Origin of the sequence: Paractinoplanes pyxinae, from assembly GCF_026626335.1 — a bacterium.
Taxonomy (GTDB): domain Bacteria; phylum Actinomycetota; class Actinomycetes; order Mycobacteriales; family Micromonosporaceae; genus Actinoplanes; species Actinoplanes pyxinae.
In genome coordinates this window covers 47983-73646 of record NZ_JAPNTZ010000012.1, presented here as the reverse complement: position 1 = coordinate 73646, position 25664 = coordinate 47983, and the positions used below count along the sequence as shown (strand labels likewise).

Here is a 25664-nt window from a genome sequence, read left to right as displayed (position 1 = left end):
ACCGCTGGGGTGGTCGTGGCATAAAAAGGGCCTCCCGTGCACCCGTCAGAGCCCGCTTATCCTTGCTGCCTTCCGGCCCTGGGGAGGTTCACGAGATGCACGCCGCACGAGAGGCTGACCCCAAGCCTACCCGGCCCTCCGGCGACGCGGGCGGGGACCCTGCGTCTACCGGCACGCGTGCGTCTGTATCCTGGCTGACGGAGGATTCGCCTAGAGGCCTAGGGCGCACGCTTGGAAAGCGTGTTGGGTTCACACCCTCACGAGTTCGAATCTCGTATCCTCCGCCACAGCGAAGCGATGAAAAGCAAGCACCAGAACCACGAAAAGCCGGGCCCGACGGGCCCGGCTTTCTTGTTACTCAGGGTCAGAGTTGAGCGGCCGCGATGGCGTCGTCGACCTCGGGGAAGATGGCGAAGTAGCGACTCAGGCCGACGGTCTCCATCAGCTGGCTGAGAAAAGGGTTGGCGCCGGCGAAGCTGAGCCAGCCACCACGCGCAGTGATGACCTGCTTGCAAGTGATGAAGGCGCTCAGCCCGACCGAGTCGCAGAACTTGAGGTCGGACAGGTCGACGACGATGCGCGGAACCGGGCGGTCCAGCAGATCGGCCAGGGTCCTATGGAGCTGTGCGGCGGTATCCGCGTCGAGTTCGCCCCGCAGATGGAGAACGGCGATGTCGCTTCGGTGATCGGTGACTGAAGCCTGCATGGGAATCGCTTCCTGGCGCTGTTGATGGCAGCTCAGGCTAGATCCCGGTCAACAATTGTCACCGGACAAACGGTCCGCCGGAAGGGGAACGCAATGGGGGTCAGATCCACTTAAGGATCTGACCCCCATCGAAAAGTCGGCTGGCCGATGAGGTCGAGCTGGCGGCGCAGCCTGGGCTCCTGGCGCGGATTAAAGCTTGCGCCACTGCCAGCGTGGTCCACGCCACGCGTCCGCCAGGATCATGGCCGAGGCCCGCCCTGGACACTGCTGCACCTTCGACTTGCCCTCGGGTCCGCCCATCTGAGCTTCGACTTCCCAGGCCTCACCGTCGGTGCGGACGTAGACGTCACGGCGCGCAAGCCGGACGTCACCATTCCACCAGTGACTGTCAACTCTCACGAGTCAAATCTAGGACAGTTAACAGCCATCGGCGCAGGGCTATCTTGTGAAAGTTTCTCACCAGGTGGTTAAAAGCGCATTGTCTGATCCGGTGGTTTTCGGCTGCGTGACTTGCGCTACAGCGAGGGTCTTTGGGCCGTCCCCTTATCGCTACCGTCCGTCATCGAACCAGGTAGTGATCGTGATCATCAGAGGCCGAAACGGCGGCGTTACGTTCCCGATATCTGGACGCCGAAGAGGAGCCCGGAGGGACGGGCCGGCGCGCGCAGCCGACGGTTACGGGGAGCCACGAAAAAACCCGGCGGCTCCGTGATCGCGGAGCCGCCGGGCGGGTGGCGGTGGTGAAGGGATTTGAACCCTTGGAGGGCTTGCACCCTCACACGCTTTCGAGGCGTGCTCCTTAGGCCGCTCGGACACACCACCGGGAAGTACGTTACCGGATGCCGATCAGCGCTCGCCGCCGGGTTCCCCATTGCCCCGCTCGGCCCGGCCGACCTGGGCCGACCTGGCAGGATCGGGAGCATGACCGGTACGAATCAGCGAGGAGACACAGGACGATGAGCGTGCACATCGGCGGGCAGCCGGGCGACATCGCCGAGCGGGTCCTGCTCCCGGGCGACCCGATGCGGGCGAAGTGGATCGCCGAAACGTTCCTGCAGGACGCCAAGTGCTACACCCAGGTCCGGGGCATGCTCGGCTTCACCGGCACCTATCAGGGCGTCCCGGTGTCGGTGCAGGGCTCCGGCATGGGCATGCCGTCGGCCTCGATCTACACCCACGAGTTGATCAACGAGTACGGCGTGAAGTCGGTCATCCGGATCGGCTCGTGCGGCGCGCTGGCGCCCGATCTGCAGCTGGGCGACGTGATCGCGGCGATCGGCTCGGCGACCGACTCCAACATGAACCGGTCCCGCTTCGACGGCCTGATCGACTATGCGCCGGTGGCCGACTTCAGCCTGCTGCGCACCGCGGCCGAGGTGGCCGAGCGGCAGGGCACGGCGCTGCGGGTGGGTCCGATCCTGGCCGCCGACGCCTTCTACACCGACCGGCCCGACCTGTACGACGCCCTGGCCGACTACGGCGTGCTGGCGGTCGAGATGGAGTCGGCCGCGATCTACACGATCGCCGCCCGCTACGGAGCCAAGGCGCTGACCATCCTGACGGTCAGCGACCACATCAAGACGGGCGCCAAGATGGACTCGGCGCAGCGCGAGCAGGGCTTCGGCGACATGGTCAAAATCGGCCTGGAGACGGCGATCGCCTGAGCACCGAACGCGGCGTCACGCAAACCCCGGCGTACGGGGAAACAAGCGTGACGCCGCGGTCAGCGGAAGAAATCGCGCAGCAACGCCGCACACTCGTCGGCCAGCACACCGGAATAGACCTCCGGCCGATGGTTGAGCCGGCGGTCGCGGACGACGTCCCAGAGCGACCCGACGGCGCCGGTCTTGGGCTCCCAGGCCCCGAACACCAGCGTCGACACCCGGGCCAGCACCAGCGCGCCCGCGCACATCGTGCACGGCTCGAGCGTCACCACCAGCGTGCTGCCGTCCAGCCGCCAGGCGCCGGCCCGCTCGGCCGCCCGCCGCAGCACCAGGATCTCGGCGTGCGCGGTGGGATCGCCGGTGGCCTCGCGCTGATTGCCCGCCGCGGCCATTTCCCGGCCCTCGGCGTCGAGCAGCACCGCGCCCACCGGCACGTCCTCACCGGCCGCGGCGGCGACTTCGAGAGCCCGCCGCATCCAGGCCTCGTGGCGCGGCGTGGCGGCCAGGCTCACGCCTCGCGCAGCTCTTCCATCTCGTCGCCGCAGCCGATCCGCCCGCAGAGCTCGGCGGTCACGTCGGCCGGCAGCATGCCCTCCTGCCCGCACAACGCGAGCAGCCGATTGGCGTTGATGCCGAGGTCGTTGAGCAGCTCGGCGTCGCCCACCGGATCGGCGTCAGGGTCGGTCGCGGGCTGGTCGGCCTCGTCATCGTCGTCGGCCGCGGTCAGGTCGTCGATCTCGAGCGCCGGCGCCTCGATCTCGCCCAGCAGCATCGCGCCGATCCGCGACTCGTCGGCGAACGCCGAGTCCGATCCGAAGACGCGCAGGTCCTCGCCCTCGTCCAGGCGCAGGATGGCCAGATATTGGTCGTCGCTCTCGACGAACAGCAGGGTGACGTCGGCGTCCGGCTCGACGTCCCGCATCGCGTCGACGACCTCGTCGATGTCGGCCAGACCGCTCATGTCCAGCTCGGACGCCGTCCACCCGTTCTTGCCCCGGCCCACGGCGGCAGCGAATGTCGACAACTTTCCCCCCACGACGTATGTGCTCGCGAGTGACGGTAGCGGGAAGTACGGCGGGCGCGGCGCGCCACGCCTGGTGAGCGGACGAAGTCAGTTGACCAGGCGACGACGCATCGCGATGAGCTCGCGCAGCCGGGCCCGGCGCAGCCGTTGCGGTTGGGTGGTCTCCCGCGCTGTTTTGGCGCTGGCCAGCGCGGCCAGCAGCTCGAGCCGGCGCCGGCGGCGATCGGGGTCGAGCCGGGGGGATGTGGGGGGCATGAAGCCGAGGTTGAACCTTTTCAAGTCTTTAAGTCAAGGCCCAGTGTTCTTTAAATCAGGGGCCTGTGCGCACGGCGACGGGTACGCCACATCGGGTCGCCGACAAGACCGGCAAGACCGGACAATCACCACAACGGCCAGTCGTAACTGGTGATCCACTGCGCGGCCACGAAGGCCATCGCGATCGACAGCCCGAACCCGGCGGCCAGCGCCACGCCGACGGCCACCGCGCGGTCGCCGATCGCGGTCAGCACCAGCGCGACGGCCCAGGCGATGACCGCGGCCAGCACCGTCCACCAGGCGTAACCGGCCAGGTCGCGACCGAGCAGGCCGAACAGCGTGAGCCAGACCGCACCGGAGCCGAGGCCGGCCAGCAGCGGAGCGGCACTGATCGGGTGCGGCTCGCGATAGGTCGGGCGGGACGGCCCGGGGAACAGCCCCGAGGGCGCGCGCATGGGCGGCGGTGGCGGGCTCGTCTGCCACACGTCCTGCCGGTCCATCGCGACCCACCTCCACCTCGCCCGAGCGGTGCCCGTCCGTGCCAGCCTAGCCAGCGCGGGTCGGCGGGAGCGGCCGACTTCTGCCACGATGGCTCGGTGCCTTTGCTCCGTACCCTCTCCGGTTTGACCGTTCTGGCCGTCTGCCTGGCCGGTTGCGGCGGCACGGCCGGGGGCGACTCCGCCGCCCCGACGCCGCAGTTCGTCGACCCCGCAGCCACCACGGCCGCGACGACGCCGGCGGCCGCGCAGGCTTCCGTCGTGCCCACGTCGCCCTCGGCCTCGGCGGCGAACGGCGTGGCGCGCACCCGACCGCCGTCGCCGCGGCCGACCGTGTCGCGCGCCCCCAAAAAGGTCGTGAAGTACGTCTTCCCGGTCAAGGCGTCGAACGTCGACTGGCACACCACGCACTCGAAGTACAAGGCGACCGACATCTTCGCCGACTGCGGGAAGCCGGTGGTGGCCGCGACCAGCGGCGTCGTGCTCGAGATCAGCCTCACCGACAAGTACGTGAAGGGTTCGCCCGACGGCCCGAACAACGGCGGCCTGTCGGTGTCCCTGCTCGGCGACGACGGCGTGCGCTACTACGGCTCGCACCTGAGCAAGGTGCAGACCGGCATCAAGAAGGGCGTCCGGGTCACGGCGGGCCAGCAGATCGGCAAGGTCGGCCGGACGGGCAACGCCAACAACGTGTGCCATCTGCACTACGGCATCTCGCCGCCGTGCGCCAAGGTCGGCGACTGGAAGGTCCGGCGGGGCGTGGTGTGGCCGTATTCATACCTGGCCTCGTGGCGTAAGGGCGGCGCCAAGAGCCCGGTGGCCGAGGTCGCGGCGTGGAAGAGGTCGCACAACTGCAAGGCCTGACGGCGGGGCTGTGAGAAAGTTCCCGCTGTGGACATCGCGGTCATCGGGTTAGGACTGATCGGCGGCTCGATGCTGCGCGCCCTGGCCGCTCAAGGTCATCGGGTGACCGGCTACGACGCCGACCCCGCGACCCGCGCCGAGGCCACCGCCGCCGGCTTTGCCGTGGCCGCGACGGCGGCGGCCGCCCTCGCCGGCACGAGCTTGGCGGTCCTCGCCGTGCCCCTGCCCGCGCTGACCACTGTCGCGAGCGAGCTCACCGGCTACCCCGGCCTCATCACCGACGTGACTTCGGTCAAGGGGCCCGTACGCGATCTCGCCCTGCCCCGCTTCGTCGGTGGTCACCCCATGGCCGGCAAAGAGACGTCCGGCTTCGCCGCCACTGATCCGGATCTGTTCACCGGCTGCGTCTGGGTTCTGTGCCTGGAGCCGGGCGAGACCTCGTTGCCCGACTGGCTGACCGTGGCCGCCGAGATCACCGGTCTGGGCGCACGGGTCGTCCCGTTGACCGCGGCCGAGCACGACCGCGTGGTGGCCCAGGTCAGCCACGTCCCGCACCTGCTCGCGGCCGCTCTGGCCGACCAACTGCACGACAACCCGGCGGCCGCCACGCTGGCCGCCGGCTCGTTCCGGGACGGCACCCGGGTCGCCGCCACCCGCGCCGAACTCATCGCCGCCATGTGCGGCGGCAACGCGACCGCCGTCCGGGCCGAGCTCGACCAGGTGTTGTCGGATCTGCACCGGATGCGGGCCTTGCTGGACGAGCCCGATCCGGCACAAGCTCTGATCCCGGCTCTGCGCCCGGCCGTGGCGCTTCGCCGGGCCTGGCCGCCCGCGCCCGGCGCCCCGACCGAACTGCCCGCCGACCCCGGCGTACTGCTCGATCTGGGACGGTCCGGTGGCTGGATCACGGCGGTGGCCGAGGATCGTACGAAGGTGACAGCGATGCGGCCGGAAACTGGCCGCAATAGCTCCTAGCGTGAAGGGCAACGACAAACCAAGGAGTTGAAATGCCCGGTCAGGTCGGCGCCATCGAGAACGAACAGCAGGGCCTTCTCGCCTACCTCGCCCAGATGCGTTACGTGCTGAGGCTCACCGCGTACGGCCTTACCGACGAGCAACTGCGCGCCACTCCGTCGGCCAGCCAGCTCAGCGTCGGCGGCCTGATCAAGCACTGCGCCTCGACCGAGGCCGGGTGGATGGGCCAGGTGCGCGGCGAGCCGCAGGAGCTCGACTATCACGCGTACGCCGAGAACTTCCGCCTGGCCGAGGGCGAGACCATCGACGACGTGTTCGCCCGCTACGACCGCGTGGCCGAGCAGACCGAGAAGACGGTCACCGAGCTGAACGACCTCGAGCACCGCGTCGAGATCGACCATTCGGTGCCCTGGAACAGCAAGGACATGACGCACTGGACGCTGCGCTGGGTCCTGCTGCACCTGATCCAGGAGACGGCCCGGCACACCGGGCACGCCGACATCATCCGCGAGTCGGTCGACGGCGCCACGGCGTACCCGCTGATGGCCGCGGCCGAGGGCTGGCCCGAGACCGACTGGCTCAAGCCGTGGAAGCCGGCGCCCCGGTAATAACGCGCCGGTCCGTCACGATCGCGGTCACCAGCTCGTGCGGGGTCACGTCGAAGGCCGGATTGGCCGCGTCGGCCCAGGGCGTGATCTCGCTCGCGCCCCGGTCCTCGATGGGCACGGCGGCGCCGTACGGGGTGTCCAGGTCGATCGTCGATTCCGGCGCGACCACCACGAACGGGATCCCGGCGGCCCGGGCGCCCAGGGCGTGCGCGTACGTCCCGATCTTGTTGATCACGTCGCCGTTGGCGCAGATCCGGTCGGCGCCCAGGATCACCGCGTCGACCTCACCCCGCGCCATCAGGAAGGGCCCGGCCGAGTCGACCGCGACCCGGTGCTCGATCCCCCACCGGCTCAGCTCCCACGAGGTCAGCCGCGCGCCCTGCAGCAGCGGCCGGGTCTCGCTGGCCACCACCCCGGCCAGCCGGCCCCGCCGGTGCAGTTCGTGCACCACGCCGAGCGCCGTGCCCACGGTGACCGCGGCCAGCCCGCCGGTGTTGCAGTGGGTGAGCAGTCGCGGCCGGGCGCCGCACAGCTCGACTAGCAGGTCGGCTCCCCGCGCTGCCATGGCGTCCGAGGCGGCGATCTCTTCGTCGCGCACCCGGCACGCCTCTTCGAGCACGGCTTGCGGGCCGTGCTTGAGGAAAGAGGCGGCTCGCTGGGCGCCCCGGGCCAGGTTGACCGCCGTCGGCCGGGCGGTTTCGATCTTGCGTACGGCCAGAGCGAGCGCCTGCGGATCGTCGGCGTGCACGCGGGCGGCCAGCGCCACCCCGAAGGCGCCGGCCACGCCGAGCGCCGGGGCACCCCGTACGGCCAGGGACTGAATGGCCGCCACCAGCTCACCCACCGTGTGCAGCCGCTGGATCTTGAGCTCCGCCGGCAGCACCGTCTGATCGATGATCTCGATCGCGCCGTCCACCCAGTCGATCGTCCGCATGCGGGCGATCGTATCCGCGGCAGGTCTCTAAGCTGGTCCGCATGGCGTCTCGTGATCCGGTGGCCGACCTGCGGCGCATCGCCTTTCTGCTGGAGCGGGCGAACGAGTCGACGTACCGGGTGCGCTCGTTCCGCGCGGCCGCCAAGACGATCGGCCCGCTGCCCGTGACCGAGCTGGCCGAGCGGGCCGCGGCCGGCACGCTGGGCGAGCTGTCCGGGGTGGGCGACGTCACCGCCCGGTGCATCGCCGAGTCGCTGGCCGGTGAGGAGCCGGTCTATCTGCGCCGGCTCGAGAGCACCGAGGGCACCGACCTGCAGGGTGCGGCCGCCCGGCTGCGCGAGGCGCTGCGCGGCGACTGCCACTCGCATTCGGACTGGTCGGACGGCGGCTCCCCGATCGAAGAGATGGCGCTGGCCGCGGTCGAGCTGGGCCACGAGTATCTGGTGCTCACCGACCACTCGCCCCGGCTCACCGTGGCCCGCGGGCTGCCCCCGGCCCGGCTGCGCCGCCAGCTCGACTATGTGGCCAAGGTCAACGACGCGCTGCCCGAGGGCTTCCGCATCCTCACCGGCATCGAGGTCGACATCCTCGACGACGGCTCGCTCGACCAGGAGGACGAGCTGCTGGTCCGGCTCGACGTGGTGGTCGGCTCGGTGCACAGCAAGCTGCGCGACGAGTCGCCGCGGATGACCAAGCGCATGGTCAACGCGCTGGCCAACCCGCACCTGGACATCCTGGGTCACATGACCGGCCGCAAGGTGTCGGCCTCGGGCGAGGGCGACCGCGGCCACCGCAAGGGCCACACCCGCCCGCCCAGCTCGTTCGACCTGGACAAGGTGATCGCGGCCTGTGTCGAGCACGGCAAGGCCATCGAGATCAACTCCCGGCCTGACCGGCTCGACCCGCCGAAGCGCATGCTGACGGTCGCGGTCGAGGCGGGCTGCCTGTTCAGCATCGACACCGACGCCCACGCCCCCGGTCAGCTCGATTGGCTCCGGTACGGCTGTGAGCGGGCCGCCCTCTGCGGTGTGCCGCCGGAACGAGTGGTCAACACCTGGTCGATGGAGCGCTTGCTGGAGTGGGCCGCCGGACACAAGTGAAAGGCCGTAGGGTCGGTTCGTGGGACGAATTGATGACCTCGCCGACCGCTATGTCACCGACTGGGCGGAGCTGAGCCCGATCGGCGCCACCTACACGGGCATCGCCGGGCACGACGCCAAGACCGACGACTTCTCGCCCGACGGCTTCGACGCCCAGACCGAACTGACCCGGCGCACTCTCAACGAACTGGACGCGATCGACCCGGAACACGAGTCCGAGGCGGTCGCCAAGGACGCGATGATGGAGCGCCTGGGGCTCGAGCTGGCCACCGACGAGGCGGGCTTCTCGCGCAGCACGGTGAGCGTGATCAGCAGCGGCCTGCACGTGCTGCGGGGCGTCTTCGACGTGATGCCGACCGAGGGCGAGGAGGCGCTGGCCAACATCTCGGCCCGGCTCAACGACCTGCCGCGCGCCCTCGAGCAGTACAAGCGCACCCTGCTGGTGGAGGCCGAGGCCGGCCGGATCAGCGCCCGCGCGCAGCTGCTGGCCGTGGCCGAGCAGTGCGACGCCTGGACCGACCCCGACCGCGACGACTTCTATCGCGGGCTGGCGGGCCGGCTCGAGGCGGACGGAGCGCTGGCCGCCGAGCTGACCCGCGGCGCCGACGCGGCCACCGCGGCCACGGCCGACTTCGCCGAGTTCCTGCGACGCGAGCTGGCGCCGCGCGGCCGCGACAAAGAGGCGGCCGGGCTCGAACGCTACGAACTGGCCTCGCAGTACTTCCTGGGGGCGAAGGTCGACCTGCAAGAGACGTACGAGTGGGGCTTCGCCGAGCTGTTCCGCATCGAGGAAGAGATGCGGGCGACGTCGGCCGCCATCGCCGGCAAGGGCGCCTCGATCGACGAGGCGGTGGCCGCGCTCGACGCCGACCCGGCCCGCAACATCCCGGGCAAAGAAGCGTTCCGCGACTGGATGCAGGCCCTGGCCGACAAGGCGATCTCGGAGCTGAACGGCACGCACTTCGACATCGAGCCGCCCGCTCGCAAGATCGAGTGCATGCTGACGCCGACCAGCGACGGCAGCATCTACTACACCGGCCCGAGCGAGGACTTCAGCCGGCCCGGCCGCATGTGGTGGGCCGTGCCCGAGGGCGTCACCGAGTTCTCCACCTGGCGCGAGGTCACCACCGTCTATCACGAGGGCGTGCCCGGCCATCACCTGCAGATCAGCCAGACGCTGCTGCGGGCCGACGTGCTCAACCGCTGGCAGCGCCTGCTGTGCTGGTGCTCCGGGCATGGCGAGGGCTGGGCCCTGTACGCCGAACGCCTCATGGACGAGCTCGGCTATCTCGCCGACCCCGGCGACCGGCTGGGCATGTTCGACGGCCAGGCGCTGCGGGCAACCCGGGTCATCGTCGACATCGGCATGCACCTCGAGCTCGAGATCCCGCGCGACAACCCGTTCGGCTTCCACCCGGGCGAGCGCTGGACGCCCGAGCTGGGCTGGGAGTTCCTGCGGGCGCACACCCGCATGGAGGAGAAGACGCTGCGCTTCGAGTGGAAGCGTTACCTTGGGTGGCCGGGCCAGGCGCCGTCGTACAAGGTCGGCGAGCGGATCTGGCTGCAGGCCCGGGACGAGACGCGTCGGCGCAAGGGCTCGGATTTCGATTTGAAAACGTTCCACCGGGACGCGCTGAACCTCGGCTCGCTCGGTCTCGATCCCCTTCGCAAAGCACTCGCCCGCATCTGACCCGTTTCGGGCTTTTCCCCGGTTCGTGCCGGGGAAAAGCCCCGGGAAAGCCTCATCGGGGCTTCATCGGGCTTGAAGTGTCTCCTTTGAGCAGTGATCAGTCCAGCACTTTCAGCCATCTCATTGCTGAGCGTTATCACGCGACTACGTATTGCTTGATCGATACTGGTCTTATCGGTCAATGCTTGCGGATCTTGTGGCTTTTCGTCCGGCCGGTCTGCCGTTACCATCGCCGCGTTAACTTTCCCGTCTTCCGTAACCGGCCTGGGCTGGGCTTCCGACTCGGGCAACGGAACTGAACGCTCGTTACAACGACGACAACGGCACCTTGTATCCCCCGATCAGCCGAGAGAGATCTGGCCCTTGATAAGGGTTTTCTTGAGGCTTTCTCGGATAGATTGGCCCGGATCCGTGGGTCTGACGGCTACGGAAAGTAGCTAAAAATACGGCTCATCGCGTGTGCATGGCGGAGGACGAAAGCAATGAACAGCCGGCGAACCCGTTTAGGCTCCGCGCTCGCGGTGATTTTGACGGTCCTGGTCCTGGTGCCGACAGCGGTGCTGTTCGGTCGCGTCTGGACCGACAATTCCGACAAGCGGTCGAGCTCCGAGCTGGAGAAGAAGGGCGTCGAGTACCTGACCGCCCTGACCCCGCTCGTCAGCGCCCTCGCCGAATCGCAGTCGACGGGCATCCAGGGCGTCAGTGAGCCGCCGGAGTCGCTGGCCGCGGCCGTGACCCGGGTGTCCGCGGCCGACGACAAGCTCGGCGACGACCTGCGCACCAAGCCGCGCTGGGCCGACCTGAAAGACAAGATCAGCAAGCTGCCCAAGGTCACCGGCGCCGTCAACATCCTCAACGCCCACGTCGAGGCGAGCGACCTGACGCTGGCGCTCTACGCCGCCGTCCGGCGCAATGCCGAGCTCAACCGCGACCCCGACGGTGACATCTCGAACCTGCAGCAGGCCGTGGCGATCGACATGCCGACGGCCGTGACCCGGGTGAACCGGATGGGCGACTACGCGAACCTGCTGCAGGGGCTGCCCGCCGCCAACCGGCCCCAGGTGCAGGCCCAGTTCGCGCACGAGGTGCTCACCGTGCAGGACACGGTCAAGCAGCTCACCGAGAACCTGCAGGCCGCGGTGGACAACACCGAGAGCGACACGCTCAGCGGCAGCCTGGTCAGCGCGCTCGACTCGTTCCGCCGCGGCGTCGAGGCCATGAACCGCGGCGCCAACCCGGCCGGCACCCCCAACGCGGCCACCATGTCGACCGCGCAGACCACCCTGCAGACGGCGCTCAGCAACCTGGCCGGCATCACCCTCAAAGAGATGGACCGCCTGCTCGACGACCGGCTCGACACGCTGAACTACCGGCGCACCGAGGCCATCGTCATGGGCGGGCTGGCCCTGCTGCTGGTGCTGGGCGCGCTCATCTGGCCCGCGTTCACCCGGCGCCGCGAGGCCGACGCCGCCCCCGAGCGCCCGGCCCACACCATCGGCGAGTCCACCCGCGACGTCGCCCAGAACCGGCCCGGACCGTACGGAGGTCCGTACGAACAACCGGCCTACGGTGAACTCGACCCGACACGGCGGGAGCGCTCCGGTGCTGTTCGGTAAGTTCCGCATCCTGGGCAAGCTCGCCCTGCTGGTGCTCGTGCCGCTGCTCGGCGTCGTGGCGCTGAGCGTGCCGATCATCGTCAACCGCATCCAGGCCGCCACCGACGCCCAGAACACGTCGGACACCGTGGCCCTGGCCACCCGCGTCGGCACGGCCGTGCAGGAACTCCAGGAGGAGCGACTGCTCTCGGTCGGCTACCTGTTCAGGCTGGTCAGCAAGTCAGAGCTGGTCGTGCAGAGCGCCACCGCGCGCGAGGCCGTGGCCCGCGTGGACGACGGCAGTGACGCCGTGACCCGGGAACTTTCCCGCGCGGTCCGCAACGCCGCCCGGCTCGACAACGCCCGGCAGAACGTGCTCAACCAGGCCATCCTGCCCAACGACCTGGTGCTCGAGTTCACCAACCGGATCACGCCGATCATCAACGGGCTCGCGCTCTCGTCCAACGCGGACCTCAAGACCGGTGTCGGCCGGCAGCTGTTCGCCCTCGAGCAGGCGCTGCGCAGTGACGAGCTGATCAGCCAGGCCTCGGGCTACCTGACCGCCGCGGTGGTGAGCAAGCAACCCGGCTTCATCGGCCTGTTCTCGCAGTCGCTGATCCAGCTGCAGCAGATCATCCTGAACGCCGAGTCGTTCTTCACCGACAGCCAGTACAAGCTCTACCTCGGCGCCCAGGACGCGTTCCAGGCCCGCGTGGGGCCGCAGTTCCTCGCGCTGGCCGCGACCGACCCGGCCACCGCCATCGCGTCGCTGCAGATCCAGACGCTTTTCCCGTCGCTGCAGTCCGTGCTCGTCCTCGGCGGCTTCGTCGAGAAACGCGTGGCGGCCGACGTGAACGCCATCGTGACCAACAACCGCGACACGGCCATCCGCGACGCCTTCCTCATCGGTGGCGGCTCGTTCCTGCTGCTGCTGATCGTGGTCGGCCTGAGCCTGTTCATGGCCCGCGCGGTGGCCCGGCCGCTGCGCCGCCTCACCGTCTCGGCCGACCGGATCGCCCGCGCCGCCGAGGCCGAGCTCGAACGCGTGGCGGACGACGACGCCGAGTCCGTACGACCGATCCGCCTCGACCCGGTCGACGTCGAGGCCCAGGACGAGATCGGCGACCTGGCCCGCGCGTTCGACCGGGTGCAGACCACCGCCGTGCGGCTGGTGGAACGTCAGGTGCTCGGCCGGCGTAACACCGCCCAGATGTTCGCGCACGTCGGACGCCGTACCCAGAACCTGGTCGGCCGCCAGCTGGCGCTGATCGACAACCTGGAGCGACGCGAGACCGACAGCGACCGCCTGGCCGAGCTCTACCGCCTCGACCACATGTCCAGCCGTCTGCGCCGGAACGCGTCCAGCCTCGTCGTGCTCTCCGGCGCCACCGGCGCCAACGAGCACATGGCCCCGCTGCCGCTGCAGGACGTCGTCCGTCTCGCCCTGGGTGAGATCGAGGACTACACCCGCGTCGACGTCGACGTCCCGGAAGAGATCGTGGTCGTGCCGGCCGTCCTGGCCGACCTGACGCTGCTGCTGGCCGAGCTGATGGAGAACGCCACCGCGTTCTCCCCGCCGCACACCCGCGTGGTGATCACGGCCAACGAGCTGCGCGGCGGCGCCCGCCTGGCCATCGTCGACCAGGGCCTGGGCATGCCGCCCGAGCGCCTGGCCGAGGAGAATGCCCGGCTCACCCGTCGCGAGCGCCTGGACCTGGCTCCCAGTGAGGTGCTCGGCCTGTTCGTGGTCGGCCGGCTCGCCCGCCGGCACGGCATCGAGGTCACGCTGACCGAGACGCCGGGTGGCGGCATCACGGCGTGGGTCGACCTGAACCCGTCGCACCTGATCGCCCGGGTGATCACCACTATCGCGCCGGACGTGCCGCCGTTCCCGTCGGTGGCCGGCCCGGGTCAGGGCGCCTACCACACCTCAGAGTTCGCGCAGGTCATCGCCGGTTCGGCCGCCCGCGCCTCGGTGCCCGGCAGCCAGCAGCCGTTCGACGCCAACGCGCTGCACCGGGCGACCCAGACGCTCGAGACCGGACAGTCGTGGAACGCGTTCGCTCCGGTCCGGGCGACTGCGCAGGTCGCCGACCCGCACACCGACGCGTACGCCGGGCAGCCGATCTACGACGCCGAGCCGGTCTACACGCCGGGTCAGCCGGTTGCCTTCCAGCAGCCGGTCGTCACGCCCGAGTACGACCTCAACGCGCCGGTCGCGGGCCGGGTGCCGGCCGCGATGCCGGAGCTGCCGGCGGCCGGTCCGAGCGCCTGGCACCAGCAGCCGGCGACCCCGCCCCAGACGACCTGGTCGCAGCCGGCCGTGGAAACGCCCGCCCCGGCGCCGACCGGGTGGTCGCAGCCGGCGGTCGAGCCCCCGCCGGCCATGCCCGCGATCCCGCAGCAGCGGACGAGCGAAGAGGACTACCGGTACGCGCCTCAGGCGTACCAGCCGCCCTCGATGCCCGAACCGCCGCCGCCGTCCGCGCCCTCGTCGCCCAGCCTGGGGAACACCGGACCGCTGCGCCGCCGGGTGCCCGGCAGCCAGCTTCCCGAAGAGGGTGGCCGCGCGCTGCCCGCCAGCCTGCCGTCCCAGGACGACGCGGTCGCCGCGAGGGCCGCGTTCGACGACTTCGAGGCCGGGGTCAGCCGGGCCCAGTGGGACGTGGCGGAGACGCAGATGTCCTCGCCGCCGTCGGCCGGACATGCTCCGCTGGCTCGGCGGGTGCCGGGGGCCACCCTGCCGCGTGACGAGCCGAACTATCCGCCTCCGGCGTCACCGAGTCTTCCCCTGGACCCGGACGAAGCCCGTGCCCTGATGGAACAGTTCGAGTACGGAGTCGCACTCGCGCTGAACGAAACGAAGCCACAACCCGAGGGACAACCGCGATGACTTCCCCCTACAGCACCGACACCGGCAACGGCCGCGACTACGCCCAGTCCCAACTGAGCGCCGAGGCCAAGACCTTCAACTGGCTGCTGGACTCCTTCACCTCCGGCACGGCCGGCGTGATCGAGGCCATCGCGGTGTCGTCCGACGGCCTGCTCATGGCGATGTCGGCGATCAAGGACCGGCCCAACGCGGAGCGCCTGGCCGCCGTCGTCTCGGGTCTGACGAGCCTGGCCGGCGGCGCCGCGAGCTGGTACCGGCTGGGCTCGCTGAACCGGGTCATCATCGACATGGCCGACGGCTATCTGCTGGTCACCGCGATCAGCGCCGGGTCGGTGCTCGGTGTGATCGCCGACCGGTCGGCCAACCTGGGCACCTTGGCGTACGAGATGACGCTGTTCGCCACCCGCGCCGGTGGCGCCCTCAGCCCGCGTCTCATCGCCGAGTTGAAGAACGCCGTTCAGCAATGACCTACCCGGACCCCGACGACCCGGCACACCCGGCTCGGCCGAGTGTCCGACCCTTCCTGCAGTCCGGCCCGCTCTCGGCCGGCGGCTACCGTCCCGCCCCTCAGGACGAGCAACCGCCGGCCCCCGAGCAGTCCGCTGCCCTGCGCCCGTTCGTCATCACGTCCGGCCGCACCAACGGCGCCGATCCCGACATCGGGATGGAAACGCAGGTGACCGTTGCCCCCGGCGCCGGCCCCGTACGTCTCTCACCCGAGATGCGGGCCATCGTCGGCCTCTGCTTCGAGCCCGTCTCCGTGGCGGAGATCTCCGCCCGGCTGCGCCTGCATCTCGGCGTCACGCGCATCCTCGTCGGCGACCTGCGCGCCGCCGGCCAACTGGACGTCCACGTGCTGGACAACGAGACCCCCGACCCCGAAACCATCATGCGAGTGATCCGTGGACTACGAGCAATCACCTGACCGCGTGGTCGGCACCGCCGCCGTGGGCAGCGGTGGCCGGCCGAAGAAGGCCCCGGTCCCCGTCAAGATCATCGTGGCCGGCGGCTTCGGCGTCGGCAAGACCACCACCGTGGGCGCCATCTCGGAGATCAGCCCGCTGACCACCGAGGCCGAGATGACCTCGGCCTCCGTCGGCATCGACGATCCCGGCCAGGCCACGATGAAGACGACGACGACCATCGCGATGGACTTCGGCGTGCTCACGATCGACCAGACGCTGAAGCTCTACATCTTCGGCACGCCCGGCCAGTCGCGCTTCGCCTTCATGTGGGACGACCTGATCAAGGGCGCCCTGGGCGCGCTGGTCGTGGTCGACACCAACCGGATCGACGACTGCTATCCCGCCGTCGACTACTTCGAGCGGGCCGGGCTGCCGTTCGTGGTCGGCGTCAACACGTTCAACGGGCAGATGAGCTACAGCCTGGACGAGGTGCGCTGGGCGCTGGCCATCCGTGAGGACGTGCCGGTGCTCTCGTTCGACGCCCGGTTCCGCGGTTCGGTGCGTGACGCGCTGCTCGTCGTCCTGGATCAAGCCCTGGACAAGGCGATCCGGCAGAAGTCGTCGTACTCCTGACGGCGGGTGTGTGGCGGGTCGCTGAGATCGAGGTTCCCAAATCGCCCTCCGAGCGGGCAGAGTGGTATCGGCGAGACCCGCTACGGAAGGACGAACAACGTGCGCGGCGGATTGGATGACGCTCTCGACAAGCTCGCGCGTCGTGACGAGCTGCGCCGGCGAGCCACGGGTGAGGCCCCCGGCACGCCGGCGGCCGTGACCGAGCTGGTCGAGGCGGTGGCGGCCGTGGTCGCCCGTCATCCCGAGCTGGGCGTGAGCGTGGGCGTCGAGGGCGCCGGCGATCCGCTCCTGCTGCACTTCTATCTGGCCGAGGGCCAGGTGCAGGTCAACGCCGAGAACGCGGCCGCCCTGGCGCCCGAGCCGGCCGGTCCGCGGCACGCCGATGTCGAGTACGAGGCCGACGATCGGCCCTACTCGGCAGCGCCCTATTCGGCCGCGCCGGCCGAGCCGGTGGGCGGCGACACCCGCCGGATGAGCCAGGACGACCAGGATCGGTTCGGCCCGCCCGACGCCGGTTACTACGCCGACTCCGACACGGCCGAGCGCCGTTACGGGTCGTTCGACGCGCCGTCGGCGACCGATGCCCGCTATCCCGACCGCGACCCCGGCGAGACGTCCCGCGACCTGGGCGCCCGCCTGCGCGACCTGGGCATGGCCTCCAGCGGCCAGCCGACGGCCTATCCGCCGCATCCGTTCGCCGCCACGCCGCCGCCTCCGGTGCCGACCCCGGAGGATTCGGCCGGCGCGACCCGCCGTATCCACCCCGAGCAGCACCGCCCGCCGGCTGAGCCGTCCGCCGCCGAGCGGGGTGCGCCGCCCCGCGCCCCGGTGCCCGAGCAGCGCGGCATGCCGCAGCCGCTCCCGCAGCCGATCCCGCTGCAGGTCGAGCGCCCGGAAGAGACCGAGATGGCGGCCCGGCGCCTGGCCGCGCTGCTGCGCGACGATCCGTCACTGCTCGACGGTCAACCCCGCGGCTGAACTCAGCGTAATGTCGACCGTCGGGTCGACGGCGGTCGGTTTGCGCCCGAAAAGCCCGCTTGAGCCGTCTGGGTTGGGCCTTTCAGCCAGATCACAGCGCTGGCTCTTGAATCACGCTCTGTAACTGAAATAGCGTCCAAGGCGTTCCCGCTACGGCGCGTAACCATGACCGGTTGCGCCGCCCACCTGCGTACGCCTCGGAGATGTTGATGTCGCTGCCCGAAGTCCACCTGGTCGCCGGCTCCGTGGCCGAGGCCCTGCGGCTCGCCCCGGTCGCGCTCGCCATGCGGGAGCAGGGCCGCCTCGCCGCTGTCCCGGTGGCCACCGGCGACGACCCCGACGCGGTCGGCCAGGCCCTGTCCGCCTTCGGCATCACCCCGCGGATCACGCTGCCCTCGGGTGACGGCCACGCCGAGACGATGCGCCGCTTCGACGAGCTGTGGGCCGTGCACACACCGGCCGCCGTGGTCGTACGCGATGGGCTGGCCCCGGCGCTGGCGGCGTTCTGGCGGCGCGTACCGGTCATGACCATCGACGCCGGTCGGCGCTCGGGCGAACTCGGCTCGGCCTCCGCCCTCGAATCGCAGCGGCGCCTGCTGGCCCAGGTCACCACCGTGCACCTGGCCGCCACCCCGCTGGCCGCGATGAACCTGCTGGACGAGCGGGTGATCCCCGGCGACACGCTGCTGACCGGCGGCACCGCGCAGGACGCCGCCCAACTGCTCGCGGCCCGGACCCTCGCCGCGCCGCCGCGCGGCCACCGCACGATCGTGCTGGCCGTGCCGCCCGAGCGCGCGGCCGCGATCGGCCCGGCGCTGCGTTACCTGGCCGGCCGCTACCCCGACCTCGAGGTCGTCCCGGCGGCCGACTTCGCGCCCGGCCTCGAGTTCGCCACTCTGCTTTCCCAGGCCTACCTCGTGGTCACCGACGACGAGGACATGGTCGAGCAGTCGCTGGCCGCCTACTGCCCGGTGCTGATGATCGGCTTCGAGGCCCGGCACGCCGAGGCCCTGCTCGCGGGCAGCGCCAAGCTGGTCGAGCCCGACCCGGCCGCGATCACCAGTGAGGTCGCCGACCTGCTGGAGCACCGGGTGCGCCGGGACGCCATGGCACTCGGCGGCAACCCGTACGGCGACGGCCTCGCCGCCTACCGCGTCGCCCAGGCCACGGCGGCGCTGCTCGGCCACGGGCAGTTCCCCGACCCGATGCCGGCCAAGCCGACCGCCGGGGTGGCCCGATGAAGGAGAGCACGATGGACGTCGCCGATTTCTGGACGAAGTCGTGGACCAGCGACGACCGGGTCGCGGTGCGGCAGATGCTGGCGCCGGACGCCGAGATCGAGTGGAACCTGGACGCGCCGGTCGACGACGAGGAACTGGTGCAGGTGCTGCACCGGATCGCCGTCTTCGCCGACACGGTCACCGTCGTCGGGCAGAGCCGGGCCGACGACGGCGCCGCGCTGGTGTACGACCTCGAGGCGCCGTTCGGCACGGTCCGCATGGTGGAGTTCCTGACCGTCGCCGACGGCCGGATCACCGAGGTGCGCCAGGTCTACGACGTCACCGCCACCGACCGGTTCTTCCCGGGGCTGTACGCGAACTAGCCGAAGGTGCGTTCGAGCAGCGCGAACAGGTTGGTCCAGTGCCGCTGCTCGGCCTCACGGTTGTACATAGCCGTGTCCGACATCGTGAAGCCGTGCGGCGCCCCGGCGTACACCTCGGACGTGTACTTCACGCCGGCGTCGTCGAGCGCCGCCTCGAGCGTCCGGATCTGGTCGGCGGTGGCCGAGGGGTCGTTGTCGGCGTGACCGAAGTAGGCCTCGCCGGGGATCCGGCCGACCGCCAGGTGCGGGCTGTCCGGCTGGTCGGTGACGAGCCGGCCGGCGTGGAAGGCGGCGACCGCGGTGATCCGGTCGGGGTGGGCCTCGATCGCCCGCAGCGCGTTGGTGCCGCCCATGCAGTAGCCGACGACCAGCACCGGCCGGTCGGCGACACCGTCCTGGGCGAAGAAGAAGTCGAGGTAGTGGCCCGAGTCGGCGGCGACCCGGTCGGCGGTCAGGCCCTGGATCAGCGGCAGCAGTCGGCCGAAGGCAGCGCCGCGCTTCTCCTCGTCCTGCAGCTCTTCGGGCGTGACCAGAGGCGACGGGCCGCCGCGATAGAGAATGTTGGGCGCGAGTACGGCGTACCCGCGCTCGGCGATCCGCTGAGCCATCTCGGCGATGCGCGGCCGCAGCCCGAAAGCGTCCATGAACAGCAGTACGCCCGGGAACGGGCCGTCACCGTCGGGCCGCACGAAATAGGCGTCAGCGGCCCCGTCGCCGGTGGAAATCTGCACTGTCTGCGTCTGCATGGCGCACCTCCGGCAGCGACCGTAGCACCAACCGGGGATGCATCCCCGGTCCCGTCGTACCCTGTCACCCATGGCAGATCGACTGCGCGCCGACGCGCAGCGTAACCGGGCCGCGCTGCTGGCCGCGGCGCGTCAGGTCTTCGGTGAGCACGGGCTGGACGCCTCGCTCGACGAGATCGCCCGCCGGGCCGGGGTCGGCAACGCCACGCTGTACCGGCGCTTCCCGACCCGCCGCGACCTGATCGCCGAGGTCTTCGCCGGGCAGATGACCGGGTACGTCGAACTGGCCGAGAACGCCCTGGCCGAACCGGACCCGTGGGCCGCCTTCGTGACCTACCTGACCCGGCTGTTCGAGATCCAGGCGACCGACCGTGGCCTCTCCGAGCTGCTGGTGACCACCGGGTTCGACGAGGACGAGCGGCTGGCCGGGCTGCTGGCGACCGCCCAGCGCGGCGCCACCGAGGTGATCCGCCGGGCGCAGGCCGCGGGCCGGCTGCGGGCCGACTTCACCAGGCGCGACATCAGCCTGCTCATGCGGGCCAACGCCGGGGTGCTGCGCAGCTCGCCCGACCCCGGCGCGTGGCGCCGCCAGCTGGCCCTGGTGCTGGACGGCCTGGGCGCACGCTGAGATCCACTTTTCAGAACTCTTTAAGGACCGTTTAACGGACGGCGGCCGACACTCGGCTCTCATCCCCAAACAGGCGCGACCCTGGGCCCCCACCCGGGGTCGCGCTTTTTACGCGAAGCCCTGGCCCGCCTCGGCCAACGCCTCGGACACCAGGTCCCACAGGTTGGTGCCGGGCGGCTTGTCGAGCCAGATGTGCAGCGCCACCCGCAGCGAGGCCAGGAAGGCGGCGGAGGTCATCTTGACCCGGACGCCGGACGCGTCGGCGCCGGTGCGGGCCGCGATCTCGGCCGAGAGCTCACGCTCGAGGGCGGCGAACGTCTGCACCTGGGCCCCGACCAGGCTGGGTTGGGCGCGGACGAGACGGCTCTGGGCCACCCACTGCGGGTCGAGCTCGCCCAGCTTCAAGTAGAACTGCTCGGCCGCCGCGGTGAGCGCAGCCCAGGTCGGCTCGCCCGCGGGACGCGCCCGCACCTGCTCGATCAGCAGGTGGATGCGCTGGTAGTCCCCGTACAGCAGGGCTTCTTCCTTGCTGCTGAAGTAGTTCGAGAACGTACGCCGGGAAACGCCGGCCTCGTCGGCGATGGCCTCGACCGTGACGCGGTCGGGCCCGTGCTCGATGGCCAGCCGCATCGCGGCCGCGTGCAGGGACTGCCGGGTCGCTGCCTTCTTGCGCTCGCGGAGGCCGGGTTCGGCCGCGGTGGTCATGACTTGAGGGTACCGGCGTGTGATTCCCTTCTCAATGTGCAAACTTGCGCAATGGGAAAGCTCGGCCGATAGTTGTATCTGGCAACTACTTCTGTTTCACCCTGATGGAGGCTGCGCGATGAGCGCCTCGAGCACTACGAGCGTCCGGCCGGGCGCCATGTCCCACCGCCAGATCATGGAAGCCCTCTCCGGCCTCCTGCTGGTGCTCTTCGTCGCGATGGCCAGCTCGACCATCGTGTCCACGGCACTGCCCAAGATCATTGGCGCTCTCGACGGCAGCCAGACGCAATACACCTGGGTCGTCACCGCGACCCTGCTCACCGCGACCGCCTCCACCCCCATCTGGGGCAAGCTGGCCGACCTCTACAGCAAGAAGCTGCTGGTCCAGATCTCGATCGTGGTGTTCGTGCTCGGCTCGATCGTGGCCGGCTTCTCGCAGACGGCCGGGCAGCTGATCGCCGCCCGCGCCTTCCAGGGGCTCGGCATGGGCGGCGTGCAGGCGCTGGTCCAGGTCGCGATCGCCGCGATGATCCCGCCCCGTGAGCGCGGCCGCTACAACGGCTACCTCGGCGGCGTCATGGCGCTGGCCACGGTCGGCGGCCCGCTGCTGGGCGGCCTGATCGTCGACTCGACGCTGGGCTGGCGCTGGTGCTTCTTCATCGGCGCCCCGATCGCCGTGATCGCCCTGGTCGTGCTGCAGAAGACGCTCAACCTCGAGGTCGTCCGCCGGGCCGACGTGAAGATCGACTACCTGGGCGCCGGGCTGATCGCGGCCGGCGTGAGCACGCTGCTCGTCTGGGTCTCGTTCGTCGACAGCTCGTTCGGCTGGGTCTCGTGGCAGAGCGCCGCGATGGTCGGCGCCGGCCTGGTGCTACTGGCCCTGGCCGTCTGGGTCGAGACCCGGGTCGCCGAGCCGGTCGTCCCGCTCGACATCGTCAAGCAGCGCAACACCGCCCTGGCCATCGTGGCGAGCCTCGCAGTCGGCATGGCCATGTTCGGCGGCGCCGTCTTCCTCGGCCAGTACTTCCAGATCGGCCGCGGCTACAGCCCGACCGAGGCCGGCCTGCTCACCATCCCGATGATGGCCGGCATCCTGGTTTCGTCGACCATCACCGGTCGCATGATCACCAAGAGCGGCCGCCTCAAGCCGTACATCCTGGCCGGCACGATCATCCTGGTCGCCGGGTTCGCCGGGCTCTCGATGCTCGACCACGAAACCCCGCTCTGGTACGTCGGTATCGCAATGGGCCTCGTCGGTGTGGGCGTCGGCATGTCGATGCAGAACCTGGTTCTGTCGGTGCAGAACACCGTCTCGCTCAAGGACATCGGCGCGGCCAGCTCGACCATCGCGTTCTTCCGCTCGCTGGGCGGCACGATCGGCGTCTCGGTGCTCGGCGCGGTGCTCGCCCGCCGGGTCAGCGAGCAGGTCACCAGCGGCCTGGCCGCCGCGGGCGTCCCGGCCGGCAGCACCGGCGGCAGCAGCACGCTCAACCTGGGTGCGCTGCCCGAGTCGATCCAGCACATCGTGCGGGCCGCCTACGGCGACGCCACCGGTCACATCTTCCTGATCAGCGCGGCCATCGCGGTGGTCGGTGTGATCGCCGCGGCCCTGATGCGCCCGGCCGCGCTGCGCTCGACGGTCGACGCCACCCCGGCGGCCCAGGTCGCCGCGGAGGAGAAGGTTCCCGCTCTGAGCAAGTGATCAACACGTACGGCCAACGCGGCGTCCGCCTTCGGCGGGCGCCGCGTTTGTTGCTGGTGGGGCGAGATTGCTCACGCGGGCAATCATGGAACGGTGGTCTCACGCAGAGCTAACCTTCGAAAGCGGAGCGCTGATCACCGTGTTTTCCTCAACACCGGCCCGGCGCTGACGATCAGTGGCCCAGAAGCGAGAGAGGGGGCTGGCCACGTGGATCCGGACCGGGAAGTGCTCGACGCCGAGCGGCTGGACGCGGCTCTCCTCGAGCTGGAGGACGACATCCACTGGGATGCCGTCCCCATGCTGGAGCGAGCCGAGCGCTACGAGCGCCAGGCCCGCCTGCTGGGCGACGACATGCTCGTCGCCCGGGCCCGGCTCAGCCAGGCCAACATGCGCATGCGCTCCGGTGACGTCGCCGAGGCGGCGCAGCGCATCTGGCACATCCACCAGTGGGCGGTCGACCACGACGCCCGCAAGCTGACGGCGCGCACACACCTGATCTGGTCGGCCATCCACCGCCACCTCGGCGACGCCGCCCAGAGCCTCGAGCACGCGGTGCTCAGCGTCGAGCTGCTCGACGAGACAGCCACCGCTCACATGCAGATCTGGCACCGGGCCAAGCTGGCCGACGCGCTGGCCTTCGCCGGTTCCATGGACGCCGCCCGCGAGCGGTTCGACCAGGCCGAGCGGCTGACCACCGAGCTCGACCGGCCCTTCCTGAAGCTGTACGTGCTCAACAACTACGCCTACTCCGAGCACGCCGTCGGCAACTACGAGCACGCTCAGCAGGTCGCGCAGCGGCTGCGTGCCCTGGCCGACACGCACGAATTCGAACTCGACGCCACCGTGCTCGACACGATCGGCGCCATCGAGATGAGCAACGGCCAGTACGCCGCGGCCGAGCAGACCATGCTGCAGTGCATCGAGAAGTACAGCCTGATCCGCCGCGACGACGCCGACGCCATGCCGGAATACCTGCTCAACCTGGCCCGGGCCCAGCGCGGTCTCGGGGCGTTCGAGCGTGCCCAGCACAGCCTCGACGAGTCGCGCCGGCTCTGCGCCGACCGCGAGCTGGGCCACTTCCTCGTGCAGACGTTCCAGGAGCAGGCCGAGCTGCACGCCGCCCGGGGCGAGTTCGCTGAGGCGTACGAGGCACACAAGTCGTTCTTCGCGTCGTACATCGGGCTGCGGTCGCGCCAGCGTGAGGCCCAGGCCCGTACGCGGCAAGCGTTGTTCGAGACAGCGGAAGCCCGGCAGGAGGCGGAGACGTTCCGCGAGCAGGCCCGGCGCGACCCGCTGACCGGCCTGCGCAACCGCCGCTACATCGACGAGCAGCTGTCCCGCCTGATCAGCACCGATCCCGACCTGACCGTCGCCCTGGTCGACCTCGACCACTTCAAGCGGATCAACGACCAGCTCTCGCACGACGTGGGCGACCAGGTGCTGGTGCAGGTGGCCAAGATCCTCGAGACCGAGCTGGCGGCCGTGGCCCCCGACGGCTTCGTCGCCCGCATGGGCGGCGAAGAGTTCCTGATGGTGCTGCCCGGGTGTCCGTCGTCGCGGGCCGGCCGTGAGGTCGACAGCATCCGGCGGGCCGTGGGCGCGTACGACTGGGGTGGCATCACCCGCGGTCTGCCGGTCACGATCAGCATCGGTGTGGCCGGCGCTCGCGAGGCCGAGAAGCTGACCCAGCCCAGCCTGCTGTCCACAGCCGACCGCAACCTGTACGCCGCCAAGCACGGTGGCCGCGACCGCGTGGTGTGCGGAGTGCCCGGTCCGGATCGGACTCGGTCGTACCGCGATCGGGCGTCAGCCGCCTGAGCAGCGCCTTTCCGCGATCAAGATCAGGAGTGATTTTGATCGACTTCGACCGCTACTCTTTACCGCACTGACGACAGTCGGCGAGGAGGCGTAGGTGGCTCAGGATTCCCCGGTGCCCGAGGTCGCGCCCCCCGGCGTGAACATCAACGTGCCGCACTCGGCCCGCATCTACGACTACTGGCTCGGCGGCAAGGACAACTTCGCCGTCGACCGCGCGGTGGGCGACGCCATGATCAAGGCGATTCCCGGCATGCGTTACATGGCCGCCGAGAACCGCAAGTTCGTCCACCGCGTCGCCCGCGACCTGGTCGAGAAAGAGGGCATCCGCCAGTTCCTCGACGTCGGCACGGGCATCCCCACCCGGCCCAACCTGCACGAGATCGCCCAGAGCATCGAGCCCGGGTCCCGCGTGGTCTATGTGGACAACGACCCGATCGTGCTCGTCCACGCCCGGGCCCTCATGATCAGCACCGAGCAGGGGCGCAGCGAGTACATCTCGGCCGACCTGCGCGCGCCCGAGTCGATCCTCAACGACAAGACCCTGCGCGACACGCTCGACCTCGACGCGCCGGTGGGTCTCACGCTGATCGCGATCCTGATGCTGATCGCCGACGAGGACGACCCGTGGTCCAAGGTCGCCGCCCTGCGCGACGCGATGCCGTCGGGCAGCCTGCTGGCCATAACCCACCCCACGGCCGATTTCGCGCCCGACGAGGTCAACGAGGCAGTGGCCGCGGCCACTGGCGCCGGTATGACCCTGGTGGCCCGTCCCGAGGCCGACGTCCGCCGCTTCTTCGGCGATTGGCCGCTGCTCGAGCCGGGCCTGGTGCCGGTGTCGAGCTGGCGCCCCGACGAGCCGGTCGACAACCCGCACGCCGCCTACTACTGGGCCGGCGTCGCCCGCAAGCCCTGATCCCTCAGCCGGCGTCGCCCGCAAGCCCTGGTCCCTCAGCCGGCGTCGCCCGCAAGCCCTGATCCCTCAGCCGGCGTCGCCCGCAAGCCCTGACCCCTCAGCCGGCGTCGCCCGCAAGCCCGAACCGGCCATTTCTCGGCCGAGCCGCTCCAATCGGCCGCGCCGCTCGGGCCAGCCGCACCGTCAGCCGCGCGCCGCTCACGGGCGCCCCGTCGGCCGCGCCGCTCC

At 70.4% G+C, this 25664-nt stretch carries 27 protein-coding genes, 2 tRNA genes and 1 other RNA gene; 19 read left to right on the top strand and 11 right to left on the bottom strand.

All coding sequences use genetic code 11. From position 1 onward, the window contains the following. Positions 1-22: 22 nt before the first annotated feature. Positions 23-119, bottom strand: an RNA gene (gene ffs, locus OWR29_RS31295) — signal recognition particle sRNA small type. Between the two features lie 80 nt (positions 120-199). Here ffs and OWR29_RS31290 point away from each other — a divergent pair. Continuing rightward, positions 200-287: transfer RNA gene (locus OWR29_RS31290), tRNA-Ser, on the top strand. Between the two features lie 77 nt (positions 288-364). On the opposite strand, the gene OWR29_RS31285 is transcribed toward OWR29_RS31290, so the two are convergent. The 3 genes from OWR29_RS31285 to OWR29_RS31275 all read right to left on the bottom strand — a co-directional run bounded on the left by OWR29_RS31285 (position 365) and on the right by OWR29_RS31275 (position 1528). Further along, entirely contained in the window at positions 365-706 is a 342-nt protein-coding gene (locus OWR29_RS31285) for an STAS domain-containing protein (RefSeq protein ID WP_267566976.1), read from the bottom strand. 189 nt (positions 707-895) lie between these two features. Then, positions 896-1105 (bottom strand): hypothetical protein, encoded by a 210-nt coding sequence (locus OWR29_RS31280; RefSeq protein WP_267566975.1) that lies wholly within the window; start codon positions 1103-1105, stop codon positions 896-898. Between the two features lie 333 nt (positions 1106-1438). Continuing rightward, positions 1439-1528, bottom strand: a tRNA-Ser gene (locus OWR29_RS31275). Positions 1529-1662: 134 nt separating this feature from the next. Between OWR29_RS31275 and deoD the strand changes: the two genes are divergently transcribed. Then, positions 1663-2370: a purine-nucleoside phosphorylase gene (gene deoD / locus OWR29_RS31270; RefSeq protein WP_253240624.1), complete on the top strand. Its 708-nt coding sequence runs from the start codon at positions 1663-1665 to the stop codon at positions 2368-2370. Positions 2371-2429: 59 nt separating this feature from the next. On the opposite strand, the gene tadA is transcribed toward deoD, so the two are convergent. The 4 genes from tadA to OWR29_RS31250 form a co-directional block, all read right to left on the bottom strand. Then, positions 2430-2882, bottom strand: coding sequence for a tRNA adenosine(34) deaminase TadA (gene tadA, locus OWR29_RS31265; RefSeq protein ID WP_438872680.1), 453 nt, complete (start codon positions 2880-2882; stop codon positions 2430-2432). Beyond that, entirely contained in the window at positions 2879-3394 is a 516-nt protein-coding gene (locus tag OWR29_RS31260) for a tRNA adenosine deaminase-associated protein (RefSeq protein ID WP_267566974.1), read from the bottom strand. Before OWR29_RS31260 ends, tadA begins: the two co-directional genes overlap by 4 nt. 87 nt (positions 3395-3481) lie before the next feature. Further along, positions 3482-3649 carry a hypothetical protein gene (locus OWR29_RS31255; protein WP_267566973.1) on the bottom strand — a complete coding sequence of 56 codons (168 nt, stop codon included), beginning with the start codon at positions 3647-3649 and terminating at the stop codon, positions 3482-3484. A 125-nt stretch (positions 3650-3774) separates the two neighbouring features. Beyond that, a complete protein-coding gene (locus OWR29_RS31250; protein WP_267566972.1) occupies positions 3775-4149 on the bottom strand; it encodes a hypothetical protein in 375 nt (124 codons plus the stop codon). Between OWR29_RS31250 and OWR29_RS31245 the strand changes: the two genes are divergently transcribed. Genes OWR29_RS31245 through OWR29_RS31235 form a run of 3 tightly spaced genes read left to right on the top strand, consistent with a single transcriptional unit; the run spans position 4045 to position 6593 of the window. Then, entirely contained in the window at positions 4045-5010 is a 966-nt protein-coding gene (locus tag OWR29_RS31245) for a M23 family metallopeptidase (protein ID WP_438872679.1), read from the top strand. The two genes, OWR29_RS31250 and OWR29_RS31245, sit on opposite strands and share 105 nt — an antisense overlap. A gap of 27 nt (positions 5011-5037) precedes the next feature. Continuing rightward, a complete protein-coding gene (locus tag OWR29_RS31240; RefSeq protein WP_267566970.1) occupies positions 5038-5985 on the top strand; it encodes a prephenate dehydrogenase in 948 nt (315 codons plus the stop codon). A 32-nt stretch (positions 5986-6017) separates the two neighbouring features. Further along, positions 6018-6593, top strand: coding sequence for a DinB family protein (locus tag OWR29_RS31235; protein ID WP_267566969.1), 576 nt, complete (start codon positions 6018-6020; stop codon positions 6591-6593). Here OWR29_RS31235 and mtnA read toward each other — a convergent pair. Continuing rightward, positions 6565-7527, bottom strand: a complete 963-nt coding sequence (mtnA, locus tag OWR29_RS31230) for an S-methyl-5-thioribose-1-phosphate isomerase (RefSeq protein WP_267566968.1) — start codon at positions 7525-7527, stop codon at positions 6565-6567. The two genes, OWR29_RS31235 and mtnA, sit on opposite strands and share 29 nt — an antisense overlap. Positions 7528-7568: 41 nt before the next feature. Here mtnA and OWR29_RS31225 point away from each other — a divergent pair, with 41 nt between their 5' ends. The 10 genes from OWR29_RS31225 (at position 7569) to OWR29_RS31180 (ending at position 18924) form a co-directional block, all read left to right on the top strand. Continuing rightward, entirely contained in the window at positions 7569-8627 is a 1059-nt protein-coding gene (locus OWR29_RS31225) for a PHP domain-containing protein (RefSeq protein WP_267566967.1), read from the top strand. A gap of 19 nt (positions 8628-8646) precedes the next feature. Beyond that, positions 8647-10317, top strand: a complete 1671-nt coding sequence (locus OWR29_RS31220) for a DUF885 domain-containing protein (protein ID WP_267566966.1) — start codon at positions 8647-8649, stop codon at positions 10315-10317. A gap of 521 nt (positions 10318-10838) precedes the next feature. Beyond that, entirely contained in the window at positions 10839-11933 is a 1095-nt protein-coding gene (locus OWR29_RS31215) for a hypothetical protein (RefSeq protein ID WP_267566965.1), read from the top strand. Next, complete coding sequence (locus tag OWR29_RS31210) at positions 11920-14805, top strand: ATP-binding protein (RefSeq protein WP_267566964.1); 2886 nt, start codon at positions 11920-11922, stop codon at positions 14803-14805. The genes OWR29_RS31215 and OWR29_RS31210 overlap by 14 nt, the downstream gene beginning before the upstream one ends. Beyond that, the gene (locus OWR29_RS31205; protein ID WP_127498838.1) at positions 14802-15272 is read left to right on the top strand and encodes a roadblock/LC7 domain-containing protein; all 471 of its coding nucleotides are present in this window, start codon (positions 14802-14804) and stop codon (positions 15270-15272) included. Before OWR29_RS31210 ends, OWR29_RS31205 begins: the two co-directional genes overlap by 4 nt. After that, on the top strand, positions 15269-15730 hold the full coding sequence (locus tag OWR29_RS31200) for a DUF742 domain-containing protein (protein ID WP_267566963.1): 462 nt from the start codon (positions 15269-15271) through the stop codon (positions 15728-15730). The genes OWR29_RS31205 and OWR29_RS31200 overlap by 4 nt, the downstream gene beginning before the upstream one ends. Next, the gene (locus OWR29_RS31195; protein WP_267566962.1) at positions 15708-16343 is read left to right on the top strand and encodes a GTP-binding protein; all 636 of its coding nucleotides are present in this window, start codon (positions 15708-15710) and stop codon (positions 16341-16343) included. The genes OWR29_RS31200 and OWR29_RS31195 overlap by 23 nt, the downstream gene beginning before the upstream one ends. 99 nt (positions 16344-16442) lie before the next feature. Beyond that, positions 16443-17321, top strand: coding sequence for a hypothetical protein (locus OWR29_RS31190; protein WP_267566961.1), 879 nt, complete (start codon positions 16443-16445; stop codon positions 17319-17321). A 209-nt stretch (positions 17322-17530) separates the two neighbouring features. Continuing rightward, positions 17531-18562, top strand: a complete 1032-nt coding sequence (locus OWR29_RS31185) for a UDP-N-acetylglucosamine 2-epimerase (RefSeq protein ID WP_267566960.1) — start codon at positions 17531-17533, stop codon at positions 18560-18562. Further along, positions 18559-18924, top strand: a complete 366-nt coding sequence (locus OWR29_RS31180; RefSeq protein WP_267566959.1) for a hypothetical protein — start codon at positions 18559-18561, stop codon at positions 18922-18924. Before OWR29_RS31185 ends, OWR29_RS31180 begins: the two co-directional genes overlap by 4 nt. Here OWR29_RS31180 and OWR29_RS31175 read toward each other — a convergent pair. Continuing rightward, a complete protein-coding gene (locus OWR29_RS31175; protein WP_267566958.1) occupies positions 18921-19670 on the bottom strand; it encodes a dienelactone hydrolase family protein in 750 nt (249 codons plus the stop codon). The two genes, OWR29_RS31180 and OWR29_RS31175, sit on opposite strands and share 4 nt — an antisense overlap. Positions 19671-19740: 70 nt before the next feature. Between OWR29_RS31175 and OWR29_RS31170 the strand changes: the two genes are divergently transcribed. After that, complete coding sequence (locus OWR29_RS31170) at positions 19741-20298, top strand: TetR/AcrR family transcriptional regulator (RefSeq protein WP_267566957.1); 558 nt, start codon at positions 19741-19743, stop codon at positions 20296-20298. Between the two features lie 108 nt (positions 20299-20406). Here OWR29_RS31170 and OWR29_RS31165 read toward each other — a convergent pair whose 3' ends face one another. After that, positions 20407-21003 carry a TetR/AcrR family transcriptional regulator gene (locus OWR29_RS31165; protein WP_267566956.1) on the bottom strand — a complete coding sequence of 199 codons (597 nt, stop codon included), beginning with the start codon at positions 21001-21003 and terminating at the stop codon, positions 20407-20409. A gap of 118 nt (positions 21004-21121) precedes the next feature. Here OWR29_RS31165 and OWR29_RS31160 point away from each other — a divergent pair, with 118 nt between their 5' ends. The 3 genes from OWR29_RS31160 (at position 21122) to OWR29_RS31150 (ending at position 25436) form a co-directional block, all read left to right on the top strand. Continuing rightward, positions 21122-22705, top strand: coding sequence for an MDR family MFS transporter (locus tag OWR29_RS31160; protein WP_267566955.1), 1584 nt, complete (start codon positions 21122-21124; stop codon positions 22703-22705). Between the two features lie 207 nt (positions 22706-22912). Continuing rightward, positions 22913-24523 (top strand): tetratricopeptide repeat-containing diguanylate cyclase, encoded by a 1611-nt coding sequence (locus OWR29_RS31155; protein ID WP_267566954.1) that lies wholly within the window; start codon positions 22913-22915, stop codon positions 24521-24523. Between the two features lie 94 nt (positions 24524-24617). Further along, positions 24618-25436 carry an SAM-dependent methyltransferase gene (locus OWR29_RS31150; RefSeq protein WP_267566953.1) on the top strand — a complete coding sequence of 273 codons (819 nt, stop codon included), beginning with the start codon at positions 24618-24620 and terminating at the stop codon, positions 25434-25436. Positions 25437-25664 lie beyond the last annotated feature (228 nt).